The organism is Streptomyces anulatus, from assembly GCF_000721175.1.
GTDB classification, from domain to species: domain Bacteria; phylum Actinomycetota; class Actinomycetes; order Streptomycetales; family Streptomycetaceae; genus Streptomyces; species Streptomyces anulatus_C.
The window spans coordinates 84,892-96,789 of the sequence record NZ_JOEZ01000026.1 but is presented as its reverse complement, the minus strand read 5'-3'; the positions used below and the strand labels follow the sequence as shown (position 1 = coordinate 96,789).

12 protein-coding genes are annotated in these 11,898 nt (G+C 70.3%); 10 read left to right on the top strand and 2 right to left on the bottom strand.

All coding sequences use genetic code 11. The features are described 5' to 3' along the window. Positions 1 to 1,900 precede the first annotated feature (1,900 nt). The 8 genes from IG90_RS44420 to IG90_RS0127635 all read left to right on the top strand — a co-directional run bounded on the left by IG90_RS44420 (position 1,901) and on the right by IG90_RS0127635 (position 6,593). Positions 1,901 to 2,059: a hypothetical protein gene (locus IG90_RS44420; protein ID WP_007494487.1), complete on the top strand. Its 159-nt coding sequence runs from the start codon at positions 1,901 to 1,903 to the stop codon at positions 2,057 to 2,059. A 79-nt stretch (positions 2,060 to 2,138) separates the two neighbouring features. Continuing rightward, positions 2,139 to 2,912 carry an RNA ligase family protein gene (locus IG90_RS0127670; RefSeq protein WP_007494485.1) on the top strand — a complete coding sequence of 258 codons (774 nt, stop codon included), beginning with the start codon at positions 2,139 to 2,141 and terminating at the stop codon, positions 2,910 to 2,912. Between the two features lie 139 nt (positions 2,913 to 3,051). After that, positions 3,052 to 3,582, top strand: coding sequence for a hypothetical protein (locus IG90_RS0127665; protein WP_007494483.1), 531 nt, complete (start codon positions 3,052 to 3,054; stop codon positions 3,580 to 3,582). Between the two features lie 189 nt (positions 3,583 to 3,771). After that, a complete protein-coding gene (locus tag IG90_RS0127660) occupies positions 3,772 to 4,266 on the top strand; it encodes a hypothetical protein (RefSeq protein WP_030590077.1) in 495 nt (164 codons plus the stop codon). A 48-nt stretch (positions 4,267 to 4,314) separates the two neighbouring features. Beyond that, positions 4,315 to 4,572, top strand: coding sequence for a hypothetical protein (locus IG90_RS0127655; RefSeq protein WP_007494479.1), 258 nt, complete (start codon positions 4,315 to 4,317; stop codon positions 4,570 to 4,572). A 245-nt stretch (positions 4,573 to 4,817) separates the two neighbouring features. Further along, positions 4,818 to 5,237, top strand: coding sequence for a hypothetical protein (locus tag IG90_RS0127650; RefSeq protein ID WP_030590074.1), 420 nt, complete (start codon positions 4,818 to 4,820; stop codon positions 5,235 to 5,237). Between the two features lie 258 nt (positions 5,238 to 5,495). Continuing rightward, the gene (locus IG90_RS0127645) at positions 5,496 to 5,864 is read left to right on the top strand and encodes a hypothetical protein (RefSeq protein ID WP_007494475.1); all 369 of its coding nucleotides are present in this window, start codon (positions 5,496 to 5,498) and stop codon (positions 5,862 to 5,864) included. A 309-nt stretch (positions 5,865 to 6,173) separates the two neighbouring features. Further along, complete coding sequence (locus tag IG90_RS0127635) at positions 6,174 to 6,593, top strand: hypothetical protein (RefSeq protein WP_030590071.1); 420 nt, start codon at positions 6,174 to 6,176, stop codon at positions 6,591 to 6,593. A 92-nt stretch (positions 6,594 to 6,685) separates the two neighbouring features. On the opposite strand, the gene IG90_RS0127630 is transcribed toward IG90_RS0127635, so the two are convergent. After that, positions 6,686 to 7,324 (bottom strand): hypothetical protein, encoded by a 639-nt coding sequence (locus IG90_RS0127630; protein WP_007494468.1) that lies wholly within the window; start codon positions 7,322 to 7,324, stop codon positions 6,686 to 6,688. A 3-nt stretch (positions 7,325 to 7,327) separates the two neighbouring features. Then, positions 7,328 to 11,005: a DnaB-like helicase C-terminal domain-containing protein gene (locus tag IG90_RS42525; protein WP_157846351.1), complete on the bottom strand. Its 3,678-nt coding sequence runs from the start codon at positions 11,003 to 11,005 to the stop codon at positions 7,328 to 7,330. Positions 11,006 to 11,121: 116 nt separating this feature from the next. On the opposite strand from IG90_RS42525, the gene IG90_RS0127615 reads away from it, so the two are divergent. Both IG90_RS0127615 and IG90_RS0127610 read left to right on the top strand, forming a co-directional pair. After that, positions 11,122 to 11,334 carry a hypothetical protein gene (locus IG90_RS0127615; protein ID WP_007494464.1) on the top strand — a complete coding sequence of 71 codons (213 nt, stop codon included), beginning with the start codon at positions 11,122 to 11,124 and terminating at the stop codon, positions 11,332 to 11,334. A 102-nt stretch (positions 11,335 to 11,436) separates the two neighbouring features. Beyond that, positions 11,437 to 11,874: a hypothetical protein gene (locus tag IG90_RS0127610; RefSeq protein ID WP_030590068.1), complete on the top strand. Its 438-nt coding sequence runs from the start codon at positions 11,437 to 11,439 to the stop codon at positions 11,872 to 11,874. Positions 11,875 to 11,898: the final 24 nt, after the last annotated feature.

The following is an 11,898-nucleotide window of genomic DNA, read 5'->3' as shown; positions in this document are numbered from 1 at the left end:
GTTGCCTCCGGCAACATGACGCGCCGTCACTTCGCGACGGAATGCTGTTGCGTTGCTCCGCAACGCTGGAGGAGAGGGTGGGGCGGGTGCCGCTACTCTTTGTGATTTTCGTGAGGGTCGGCGGGGGTGGCTGGTGGTTCGGTGGGAGTGCCGGCTGAGTAGGCTGTGTGCCGTTGGTGGGGTGTTTTGGCTGGTCAGCGGCTTGTGTAGTTGTGTTTCGGTGGGCCCCGCGTCGCCCTCCGGGCTCCTTGGGCCCGCTCTCTTGTGGTTACAGTATGGCAGCAACAAGAGGGGGTGGCAAGCGGGTCGGCGTCGGCTGCTTTCTGACGGTTCATCATAACCATACTCGGCGACGGCTGACAACTGGTCTACACCACCAGAGTAATAGAAAAGGGTCGGTGGCACTTGAAACGAGGTTTCAGGGCCTTGCCGGGATGAAATCTGACAAGAAATCAGAGAAAGCGGCAACAATGCGGTGTGCGCCGCTGCTTATTCTCCGTCAGAAGCCGCTCCATAAAGCGTAACAAACTCGGCCCGAAAACCTGTTACGTAATCCCCCAAGATTTCAACACGTAACACTCGGACGGGAAAGGCGAATTACGCCTTAGCCCGGCAGCCCGGAGCCGGCGGCGACGGTCGAGGGGCGGGCGGGAGGACGCGCACGCGAGCACGCCAGCCGGGACCGGGGGCCGGGCCGGACACCACCAGCGGCCGCAGACCGGGCCCAGGGCCGGACGACGGCCGGACCACGAGGCTGACGGGGCGCGGCACGGCGAGGGGCAGACGGCCGGGGGCGGCATGGCGGACCGGGACGCGGACGGGCCGGGCGCCCGGGGCCCCCGGCGGCACGGCGAGCGCGCGGTCGGGGCCGCAGGGCGCGAGCGCGGCGAGGCCGTCGGCCTCCGGCTCGAGCTGGAGGCCGACGGCCGGCGGCGGAAGGCGGCGCAGCCCGGGCGGCGGGCCGCGGCCAGAAGGCGCAGCTGGTGGCCTGCGAACGAACGGGGCCGGCCCGGCACCACACGGGCCGACGGGCGAGCGGGACCTCCGAGCCGGGTTCGACGGCACGGCGGCGACCGGCGCGACGGCAGACCGAGCCAGGAACGCGGCGAGGAGCCACACCACCAGGACCACGAACACACGGGCACCGTGCGGGGTGGCACCCGGCCCGCGCCGCAGACGACGGCACGCAGGCGCGGACACCGACCAGCCCGCGCCCACGCCCGCGGCGCGGGCGGCGCACGGGGAGCGGCGGGCGCAGCCGGGAGCCGGGGGCGGCGGCGGGCGGCAGAGCGGCGCGCAGAGGGCCGGGGGCCGGGGAGCCGGGGCGGCGAGGCGAGACCCGACGGACGGCAACGCGGGCGGCGGACGCGGGGAGCGGCGACCGGCGGGCGGCGCGGCTGGGCCGCAGGCGCACCGACGGCGCAGGGGTCGGCGGGGAGCGGCCGCGGGCGGCGCACGGGGCCGACGGGCGGCGATGGCGGAGCAGCGCACAGTCACACCACCACCAGGAGGAGCCCGAGCTCCCAGCCCGACACAACCCGACGCAGCGCAGCCGGGCGCAGCCGGACAGCGCCGGGACGCGGCCGGCCCGGCAGGCCGCCGGCGCCGGCGGCCGGGGAGCGGCGACCGGCTCGGCGCCGGAGCGGCGGACGGCGGGGAGCGGCGGACGGCGGGGAGCGGCGGACACCCGGCGCGCGGAGGAGGGGCGAGGCAGGCGGACACCCGGCGCGCGCGGCGAGCGGGGGAGGGCAGAAGAGGACGGCCAGGGCGACGGGGGCGGGGGCGCTACGTTGCTTAATTGGATTTACTGCGGTAGAGTTTGAGGCGTCGGGGCGAGTGATCACGCTCGTCGCCTCACCGCCCCCCCTCAGGATCGCGCCTACCCGAGCAGGAGGTCTCAATGAACAAGCTGGTGATCGGTCGCACAGCCGGAATTGTGCTGGGCCTCCTGCTCGGGCTCGCGGCCCTCGCGGTCCCCGCATACGCCCTCTACGCACTGCATACAGAAGGCATGTCGGGCCTGTCGGCTGTGATCGGTTCACACCCCGGCTGCCGCTAGAAAATCTCTCGGGGTCGGCCGACACACTCCGGCCGACCCCACCCCGTCCACCAACCGACACCCTCCACCTGGAGCACTCATGCCCGCTCTCGCGAACCTCGATCTCGACGCGCTCAACTCAGCGACCAAGTACCCCTCGATCCTCACGTACCACGAGCTCGATCCGCGCAGCGGCGGGCTGCTGGAGACCGCGACCGCCTTCAGCGGCGACGTCATCCTCACCGAGAAGATCGACGGGACGAACGCGCGGATCATCACCCTCCCCGGCGGCGACTACTTCCTGGGCAGCCGGGAGGAACTGCTCTACGCACGCGGCGACAGGATCTGGAATCCCAAGCTCGGGATCGTCGAGGCGCTCCGCCCGCTGGCCGAGCGGATCAGCGCACCCGCTGACGGCATCCGCGTGTACTACCTGGAGGTCTACGGCGGCAACAAGATCACCGCCGCGAGCAAGCAGTACACCGGCGGAACGACACTGGGGCACCGCCTCTTCGACGTGGCGGAGATCGACGCCGCGACCCTGGAGCTCCCGCAGGCCCGGATCGCGAGCTGGCGCGACGGCGGCGGCCAGTACTTCCACACTGAGGACGAACTCACCGAGACCGCGTCAGAGGAGGAGATCGAGATGGCGCCCCGCCTGGCCAGGGTCGCGGCCAGCGAACTGCCCACGGGCATCGATGAGATGCAGGCCTTCCTCACCCATCACCTGTCCAAGACCCTGGTCGCCCTCGACCCGGACGCCGGTGGCCGCCCCGAGGGCATCGTTCTGCGGACCACGGACCGCTCCGTGATCGCCAAGGCCCGGTACCAGAACTACGCGCGCACCCTCCAGCTCCGCGCCAAGCGCAACTGACACCCCGCCCTTCCGGCAAGCAAGGGCGTCAAGCGGGGCGGGAGCGCAGCCTCCCGCCCCGCTTGTGGGTGCCCACCAGAACCGTGCTGAGCCCTCATCACGCCGCCCCCCTGGCTCCTTCGCCGATCGGATAGATGACGTGGATCCCGTTAGCGCAACCCTTGCCGACCTGATCGGCCGCTACCCCTGCGCCTACAGCAACCGAACACAAGCGCTCCATCAGGCGCTGATCGTGCTCGGTAACGGCATGGTGTGGAGGCACGGCCTCCTGGTCGACCGGGCCGGAGACCCGCGAGACTGCAGGGACATCCACCAACGTTCCCGGCTTACGGCAGCCGAGACCAAGTTGTACGCCGCGGCCGGCATCACCCCGTCCACGGAACAGATCACCGGCGCCTGCCCGGCCGAGCCGGTGCGCGCCCGGGCCGCCGAGCTCGCCCATGAGCCAGGGCCGCTGGACCGCGAACCCTACCCGCCCAGCCTCCAGATCCCGCTGTTTCTCATGCCCGCGGACGCCGATCCGCACTGGCAACACGCCGCGCGCGAAATCGCCGCCGTCGTGGCGCCCTTGTGGCAACAGCCGTCCGTGGCTGTGCTTGCCACCGAGAACGAGTACACCGCCCACCAGCGCACAGCCGCCCTGGAGCGCATTGCCGCCCTGCTCACCTGACCCGTACCGCCAAGGCCGGCACGGCACACGAGGAGGACGGCGGGCGGGCGCGAGGCGGTAAGGACACGTCAGCCCTCTATTGCATAATTGGAATTACTGCCGTAGGCTTAGGTCAGGTCGGGGCGCAGGCAGCTCGCACGCTGGTCAGCACTCCCCGCCTCCCCCATCCCTTCACCGCTTGGAGTACCGATGCGACCCACGCTGATCGATCCGTACACCTTCGTCATCCGCCGCCTGTTCCTGGCCTTCCTCCCCGAGGCCGAACCCGGCGAGTGCATGTGGTGCGAGGAAGGAAATCGGCCTGGCGAGCGTCGGTCACTGGATCAGCTGTTCAGTGAGGAATGGATCGGCGACCCGGGCGTGAGCCTCACGAAGAAGCTGGGGGCCCTATTCGCAGAGCTGGGCTTCTGCGGCTTCGAGGCCACCAACGAGGAGCGGGAAGCCTGGACGGCGGCCAACGGCGGCCCCGATAGCGCTGCTTCGCCGGTGGAGCGCGCGGTCCGCCAACTGCACTGGGACACGGTCATGGCGGGGGTGCTGCAGGAGCACACGTCCATCTTGGGTCACACCCACCGGTACCTTCCTGAGATACACCACCGACTCGCCGAGTGGTTCATTTCCCTTGGATACCCGGCGACCCTCGATATCACCATGGATCGCCCCGGACTCCACGACTTGCCCTGACGGGGCAGGCATCATGATTGGACCGGGCCCGACCACCCCGGAGGCCTTGTGACCACCCCTACGCCCTCATCCGCGTCCGCACCGACGATCGCCGATCGAATCCGCACGCTGGCCGAACGCCGTGACGCACTCGGCCGACCGCTCGTCTACGAACACCTGCCCGCCATCCTGGACGGCTCCCGCCTGCCCAGCTCCCTCGACATCGCCCTCATCGCGACCGAAGCCGACGTCCTGGTTGAGCTCCTGCTCGGCACACGCCCGCGCAGGGCCGTCCTCACCTACGCCGACCTCTGGATGCTGCGGTAGCCGATGCGCGGCCGCAAGCCGATCCGAGTCACCGGGCGCACCGCAGCCCCTCGACCGTCCTGGCTGGCCCTGCCGCAGCGGCCAGCCGGCGCAGGCCGACCGTGCGGCGGCGCGAACCCCCATCGAATCAAGTTGCTTAATTGGATTTATTTCTGTAGAGTGGAGCTTGTTGTCAGCCAGTCCGCCCGACTCTCCGACGGGCGCACCCGACAGCCTCCCCGAGCGCCCTCAGGAAGGAATCCCCCATGAGCAGCACCCGCACCAACGACGTCCATGCCGAGCGTGACCGCCGGATGCACGCGGAGAGGCTCACGACCGCTGCGCATGCGGGTAAGTCCAACGCGCTGCGACGGGGCACCACCTCGTTGGAGCGGCTGCGGGCGCCGGAGCTGACGGCTGAGAACGTCCGCATGGACGGGTTCTTCGAGGCCATCACGCTCGCCCAGTACGAGACCGGACTGTGGCAGGCCCTCCTCGACACCCTCCAGTCGAGCCGCGACGCCGTGGCCACCTGGCACGGCCAGTTGGCGAAGGCGGAGCTCGAAGCAGAGCGTCCGGAGGGCGGCATGGGCAATCCCGTTGCCGATGCCCGCCGTCACCTGTGGCTCGAAGCCAACCGCAACTTCGCCCGGGACGCCGCCGACTCCTTCCGTCGCGTCAGCTGACCCATGCGGGCCGGGGCCCCGCCGCGCGGCGGGGCCCCGGCCCGCGACCCCTTGAAGCATGCCGGCGGTGGTCGCCGACTACCTCAGCGCCCCTGCCTCGCTGCGCTACGACCGCTACTCGCAGGAGCGCTATGGGCGGCATCACGACAGCAAGTGCAACCGGCGCCGGCGGCCCCGGCCGCGCCCACGGCCCATCAGGGCCGCGCCGCGACTGCGAGTTGGCGGAGCGGCCCTCCCCCTACTGATCGATTGGACCCCATGAACGACTTCCGCCCCACCGACGCCGCCCTGGCCGGCCTGCGCCTGGACCCGCACGCCCGTCATGTGCCCGCCTGGATGTACGTCCAGCGGGCCGGGGACGGGACGGTCTCCTTCGTGGGCTCCAGCCGCGTCAGCGAGCCGGGCGGCCATGCCAGGGACGCGGACCACCCGCTCCACTACGGCAGTGCCCGCACTCATCAGCTCATCGTGGGGGAGTTGGTGGTCCGGCCTCATTTCATCGTCGGCACCGACGTCCTGCGCGGTCAGGGCCTGGGCGGCATCGCGGCGCTGGGCGGCCACGACCTCGCCCGGTATCTCGGCTGCGGGGACGTGGTCCTCGACCCGTACGGCAAGCTACCGCTCTAGTTGCTTAATTGGATTTATCGCTGTAGGGTAAGGTTCATCGGGTCGGCCACTTCGGGCCCGCCCTACTTCTCCGGAGGTTCAGACATGCAGCAGCGCATCAGGCATCTCCTGTCCACGGCGACCGCCAGCTTCCACGTGTCTCATCGCGCGGGCGACCCGTTGCCCCGCGACCGGTTATGACCGCGCGGCACGCGCCGCCTCCGCCCCCGCCCCATTCCGCCCCGGGCGGGCTTCCCCCGCCCGGGCCCCAGTACCGGGCGCGGCCCGCGCCCCTTCGGCGCGGGCCGCGCCGTTTCCAAGGAAGCCGACATGCCGCTCGACCTGACCTTCCCCGGCAGCCTCAACCGCGAGCCCCACTACCGCCGATACCTCCGGCCGGAGGGGACGATTCACGTCGTGTGCGTGCAGGACTTCGACTACAGGGACTACGACGCCTCCCGGTTCGTCGACGAGGACACCTTCCCCACCAGCGTGGAAGCCGAGACCGCGCCGATCTCCACCTGGCGGCTGGTCCACGCCGTCGAGCGCGGTGAGGACCAGGAGACGCGGGCGCAGGCCGCACGGAACCTCGAAGCGGTCCGCTGCCACGTCACCACGCCCGGACACCGCCCGCAGTGCCGTCCGCACGACTGCCGGTGCGGCTGTCCTCGAACCCAGGACTGCCAGGACTGCCACCGTTGCGTGTGCTGGCGCTCCGCGTGCTGCGCCGAGCAGCCACAGAACCACTGACAGCCGAAGGACATGGGAGCGGGGCGGGAGGCAGTGCCTCCCGCCCCGCTCCCATGTCCTTCGGCCGGCCTGCACCTCGAGCGCGGGACCGCTCAGGCGCCGAGGCCCACATAGGAGACGTACGTGTAGGCACCCCAGTCGCTGTCCAGGTCGGCGATGACGTCGTCCCAGATCTCCTCGAGCTTCTCGCTGTCACCCTCCCGCATGGCGTCTACCGCGTCGTCCCAGATGTAGCGGACGTTCGGCAGGAATCGGTGCGCCTGTTCGCCCATGAGGTTCCGGCGCCGTGCGGGCTCGTCGACGAGATCCTGGTTGATGGGGTGGATCTCGATGGACGTGCCCCGGCCGCGGTTGTTCAGGTGCTGCTTGAAGGCCCCCAGGTTGTTCAGGAACCGCTCGGTGCGCAGGTTCCAGTACGCGGTGTCGATCTTCTCCTTGTTCGCGGGCAGTGGCTGTTGCGTGCCGTCGAACCACTTCTTCATCGTGCGCGGTGTCACGTCGATGCCGGCGTCGGCCATGGCCTGCCGGCCGGCGTCGCTGTCGAGGTAGTTCAGCCGCGCGTTCAACCCGCGGTTCGTGGTGACCGGGGAGCGGATGCCACCCTCGCGGATCTGCCGGGACAGGGCTTCCTCCATGGCCGCGCCGAGCGCTTGGCCGCCGCGGACGTTCTCCGGGGAGCGGTTCGCGCCGAGGCGGCCGAAATTCCTCCAGCCGCTGTCGTCGTACGGCATGGGTTAGTTCTCCCCGAGGGTGTAGAGGCGCTTCTTCTTCATCTCGCCGGGCATCCGGCCTTCTTTCCAAATCTTCTGCCAGTCGCCGACGAGGTGGATCTCGTCTACGCCGGCGACCTGCACCAGCGTAAGGCCTTCCTGATAGGCCCGGTGGGCTTTCAGCCAGAGGCTCGCGAAAGCCTGCGACCGGATGATGTGGACCCAGTCGGCTCGCCGGAGTTCCTGGTTCTTTCCTGATTCACCGATGGTTGAGGTAAATCGGGAGTACATCGCCTTGACGTACTCCTCGGTGGGCTTGTCGGATTCCTGGATTGCCTTGGTGCGTGCCTCGTTCAGGATTCGGCGGAACTTCTCCAGCAGGGCTTCCGTTCCGCCCGAGGTCCATGATTCCAGAATCCTCGGCGGGGCGGATAGGCCGAGTTCGTTGCAGCGGATCAGGAGCCGGACGGTGGCTTCGTCCAGCAGGTACGGGCCCGGCTCGACCCGTCCGCCCAGCGGGTTCGGGAGGTCCTCGTGAGGCCATTCGAAGTGGTCAACGCGGTGGATGCCGGACTCCTTGGGGAGGAACCCGCGGGTGTGGTGGCGCAGGGCGCCGATCGGCAGGTGAGTCTTGAAGGCTGACAGGTAGGCGCAGTTGGTGTCGAGGGCCGTCACGTCCAGCGGCTTTTGCATGCCCTTCTTCACCGCGGTTCGCAGGGCTTCATTGCGCCACTTGTGGCGCCCTTCCCAGATCTGGTCGGATTCCTTCTGTGACGGCTTGGAGAGGAATTCCAAGGGCTCCGGGTACACGGAATGCTCGTATGTGGCGCCGACCCTGGAGAGCTTGAACAGGGCCATAGCGTCCGGCACGGCCTTGCGCTTGAGTAGCTTGATCGCCTCGTCGACGTCGCCGTTGGTCTCCTGGAGCGCCTGGTCCACGGCGGCCGCGATCTTGTTGGTGAAGAAGGTGTAGGTGCGACCGCGCCGGACGTTGCCGGTGTCCTCCGGCGGCACCGTGGTGTCCTGGAACGTCGCCGATGTCTCCTCGTCCGGGTCGTACGGAGCATCGGCGGGGATCTGGTGCTCTTCGGTGTCCCGGGCCGGCTCCTGGACCGTCAGGGAGGCGGCGGGTGCAGGTACGACCGCCGGCGTGATGCCGGCGGCGGCCGCAGCGCGGGCGTAGGCCTCCAGTGCAGCCCGGAGCTCTTGTGTCTCCTCGGTGTGCGGAAGTCGCAGGCGCTGGCCGGCCAGGGACGCTGTCCGCGCCCTCGCCTCCTTGATGGCCTGGTCGTCGCCCGTGCGGAGCGCGTCTCGCAGCTGGGACAGAGCGGATCGGGCAGTGAGGGACAAGGGCCCGGCCTCGGTGAGCAGAGGAAGGGCCGCAGCGACCAGTTCGGCCTCCGCCGGCCCGAGCTCCTTGGTGGCCGCCGGTGTGTCCTGCGGGTCCGGCGCCAGGGTTGTGGGGCGTTCCGGGCGGGGCGCGGAAACGGCGGGCGGCATCGGCGGGCGGGCGGCGGCGTATGCGGTCAGTGCCGCTGCCAGGCGTCGGCCCTCGTTGGTGTCCGGGACTGTCGGGTGGCGGGCGGCAAGGTCGGCCACCGACGTCCGCAGGTCGCCCAGGTCGCCATGGTCCCCGGTGCGGGCCGCTTGCCCGAGCGCGGACAGCGTGCCACGCAGTCGCGCGCCGATACCTTCTGCTGCCCCGGAGATGAACGGGTGCGCCGCCTGAAGGAGTTCGTGCTCGATCTCGTCCGTGATGCTGGCGCTGGGCGTCGTGGTCGGGGTGGGCGGGTTGGGGTCGACGGCCTGCGGTGCCGTGGGCTCCGCGGCCTCGAGCGGATCGGTGAAGCGGGCACACGCCAGGTCCGCCCGCAGCTCGGTGCTCGCCAGGATTCCGAAGTCGCGTTCGGCGTAGGTGACTTCTGCCCGCTCGTCGGTCCGTGTCACTGTCAGGGTGACGTCGGCGTCCAGCGCCTCGACGAGGGGCGTCTCGTCTGTGTCGACCGCGGCCACGACGGGGATCTTCAGGCGTCGCGCCACGTGGGTCAGCGCCTGTGCTGCGGCCGGCAGGGCCCGCCCGGACAGGGGCACCGATGGGTCGTGGACACGCTGCAGTCGGTCCACTACGACCAGGGCGAGCCCGTCGACGTCCTGCGCGGCCTCGGCAATGTCCGATGCGGTCAGCCCGGCCCCGTCGTCGATGTGCCAGACGTTTCCGCCCAGACGCGACAGCAGTTCACCCACGCCGTTCGCCTTGTCCTGCTCGTTTTCGGTGAGCTGGCCGGTGCGCAGGGCGCGGTAGTTCACCCCGGCCTCCGCCGCGATGACGCGCATCGCCACATCGGTGCGGGTCAGACCGGATGCCGCGTAGAGCACCGGGAGCTGTCGGCGCAGCGCCGTGTCCCGCGCTGCGGCTGCCACCAGCAGTGAGGGACCCGCGCCCGGGGCGCCCGCCACCAGCGTCAGCTTCCCGGGCTGCAGGCCGGCCACGACGCGGTCCAGGGCGGGGATTCCGAACCAGGCTGCCTCCGTCGGCGGCGTGTCGGATCCCTGAGGGGCCAGCACCTCCTGGAGGACGGCCTCCAGGGCCGCCACCGGCCGACGGCTCACCGCTCCGGTTCCGGCCTCGAAGTTGGCTGTCGGCTGGTCTGCAGGCGGTGCGTCGGCCCCGGGCGGAGGTTCGGCCGCGACAGCGACCGAAGCGACTGAAGACCCGGTGTCGGCAGGCGCGGCCGACAGCTCCTCCGGGGCCGCGGCATCGGTCCGGAGGTGATCGGCCGACGGTGTCACGCCGGGCTGGTGTGCGGTGGCTCTGGCCGCCTCGTTGCGAGCCATGAGGACCGCGAGCGGCTTCCCGTTCCGCGCCACCACCACGCCGCGCGCAGCGTCCTGTGCTGTCGGCTTGGCCACCTCCTCGACCAGGGCGTCGAGTTCGCCGAGGACGTCGTCCGCGTCGTGCACGGGCCACGTCTTGAGCAGGCCTGCACGTTCGGGGTTCAGCGCCACGACGGGGATCAGCACCGCGCGGGGCGCCGTCGTGGACCGCGACCGGTACACCTCCACCCACACCTCGCCTGCTTCGGCTTCGTCCAGCAGCGACGTCCAGTCCCGGGTCACCTCTCGTACCGACAGCGTGATCTGTCGGCGCCCGGGCGCGGGAATCCGGATCGGGCCGCCGTCGTCAGGGAGCAGCGCGGCATTCACCAGTACGGCAACCGGCGTCTTGTAGTCCAGCAGGACCTGCGGCGTCCCCGGGGTGCCTTGGCCCCCGCTCCCCGCGGCCGCGGCCACCAGGTCCCCCAGCTTGGGCCGGGCAGCCGTTTTGGACAGCGACGGCCATCCTCCGACCTGCGCCCGCGCCGCCGCATCGAGCGACTTCAGCGACACCAGGGCGGCCCGGACCTCCGTTCGCCCCGTCCCCTTGGTCACGACCGTCACGACACCGTCTCGTGCCTTGTCTACGAGGGGATACAGCTGCGTCCGCGCCACCGAGACGCGCAGCACCTCGGGCGCGCCGTCGGGGCCGGCGCCTGCCCACACGGGCCCTGGCTCCGCCTTCGTCGCGTCGGGCGGTACAGAACGATCAGACATAAAGCACTCCAGGAGACGAGGCATCCCGATGCGGCGTGGCCGCCGCAGCAACACAAGAACCCGTAACAGACTGTCGGGTCGACACCGTAACAATAGCCCCGCAGCCACCACGACACCCGCAGAATACGTAACAAATCCCGGAACGCGGGAGGGTGGCGCGCCGCAGAGTCCGTAACACCCGGATGACTAAGTTGGTTAATTGGAAATACTGCCGTAGGGTTTCCCGTATGGATCGCACCGCACTCGCCCGCCGCTCAGCCACTGCGCTCGCCGCCCACGCCCCACACGTCACCGGAGCGGTAGCGCTCGCCGCCCTCGCGCTGCTCGTACTCCCCTTCGACGGCCCGATGGCCAAGTTCATCATCGGGTTCCTCAGCGGAATCGTCGGCGGCAGGCTCGGCCCCCGAGTCGCCGCGCACCTGTCCAGCAGCAAGAGCTGACCGCCCCCGCGCGCGGGGGCGTGTGCTCGGCCCCCGCCGTCTGATCACCCTCACCCGGGACCTGCGACCGCAGGTCCCGGCCGGAAGAGAGAAGCGACAAGCATGCAGATCACGATGCCGTGCGGACTGGGAATCGGCCCCGGCGGACAGTGCTCCGCCGCCATGTGCTTCAACGCCGCGACCCACGTCCTGGAGCACCACACCGACTCCGGCGTCTGGCGCGCGGGGGCGTATTGCACGCCCTGCCTGAACCGGAAGGTCCGGCCGGCCGCGCAGGTCGCGACGGCCGACGAGCTCGACATCATGTACGGGCGCACCGGGCGCATGAACGGCCTTCCCGATGACACGTGGAAGATCCGCGCCTTCGCGCCCGACGAGCTCGCCGAGCTGGAGGCGATCCGCAGCGGCGCCCTCCTCAGCCTGTACGTGGGACCCGGCAACTTCATCTGGGCGACCCAGGCCGACATCGAGGCCGATCGTGAACGGCGCACCGCGGAGGAGGCCGCCAAGCAGGTCAGGCGGAGCCGCTCTCGCCTGTGACGCACCGGGCACACCGGGTGCGCG

Excerpts from the sequence above, each read along its gene's own strand:
- IG90_RS44420 (WP_007494487.1), top strand. The coding sequence starts at position 1,901 with ATGAACAAGCTGGTGATCGGTCGCACAGCCGGAATTGTGCTGGGCCTC.
- IG90_RS0127670 (WP_007494485.1), top strand. The coding sequence starts at position 2,139 with ATGCCCGCTCTCGCGAACCTCGATCTCGACGCGCTCAACTCAGCGACC.
- IG90_RS0127660 (WP_030590077.1), top strand. The coding sequence starts at position 3,772 with ATGCGACCCACGCTGATCGATCCGTACACCTTCGTCATCCGCCGCCTG.
- IG90_RS0127650 (WP_030590074.1), top strand. The coding sequence starts at position 4,818 with ATGAGCAGCACCCGCACCAACGACGTCCATGCCGAGCGTGACCGCCGG.
- IG90_RS0127645 (WP_007494475.1), top strand. The coding sequence starts at position 5,496 with ATGAACGACTTCCGCCCCACCGACGCCGCCCTGGCCGGCCTGCGCCTG.
- IG90_RS0127635 (WP_030590071.1), top strand. The coding sequence starts at position 6,174 with ATGCCGCTCGACCTGACCTTCCCCGGCAGCCTCAACCGCGAGCCCCAC.
- IG90_RS0127630 (WP_007494468.1), bottom strand. The coding sequence starts at position 7,324 with ATGCCGTACGACGACAGCGGCTGGAGGAATTTCGGCCGCCTCGGCGCG.
- IG90_RS0127615 (WP_007494464.1), top strand. The coding sequence starts at position 11,122 with ATGGATCGCACCGCACTCGCCCGCCGCTCAGCCACTGCGCTCGCCGCC.
- IG90_RS0127610 (WP_030590068.1), top strand. The coding sequence starts at position 11,437 with ATGCAGATCACGATGCCGTGCGGACTGGGAATCGGCCCCGGCGGACAG.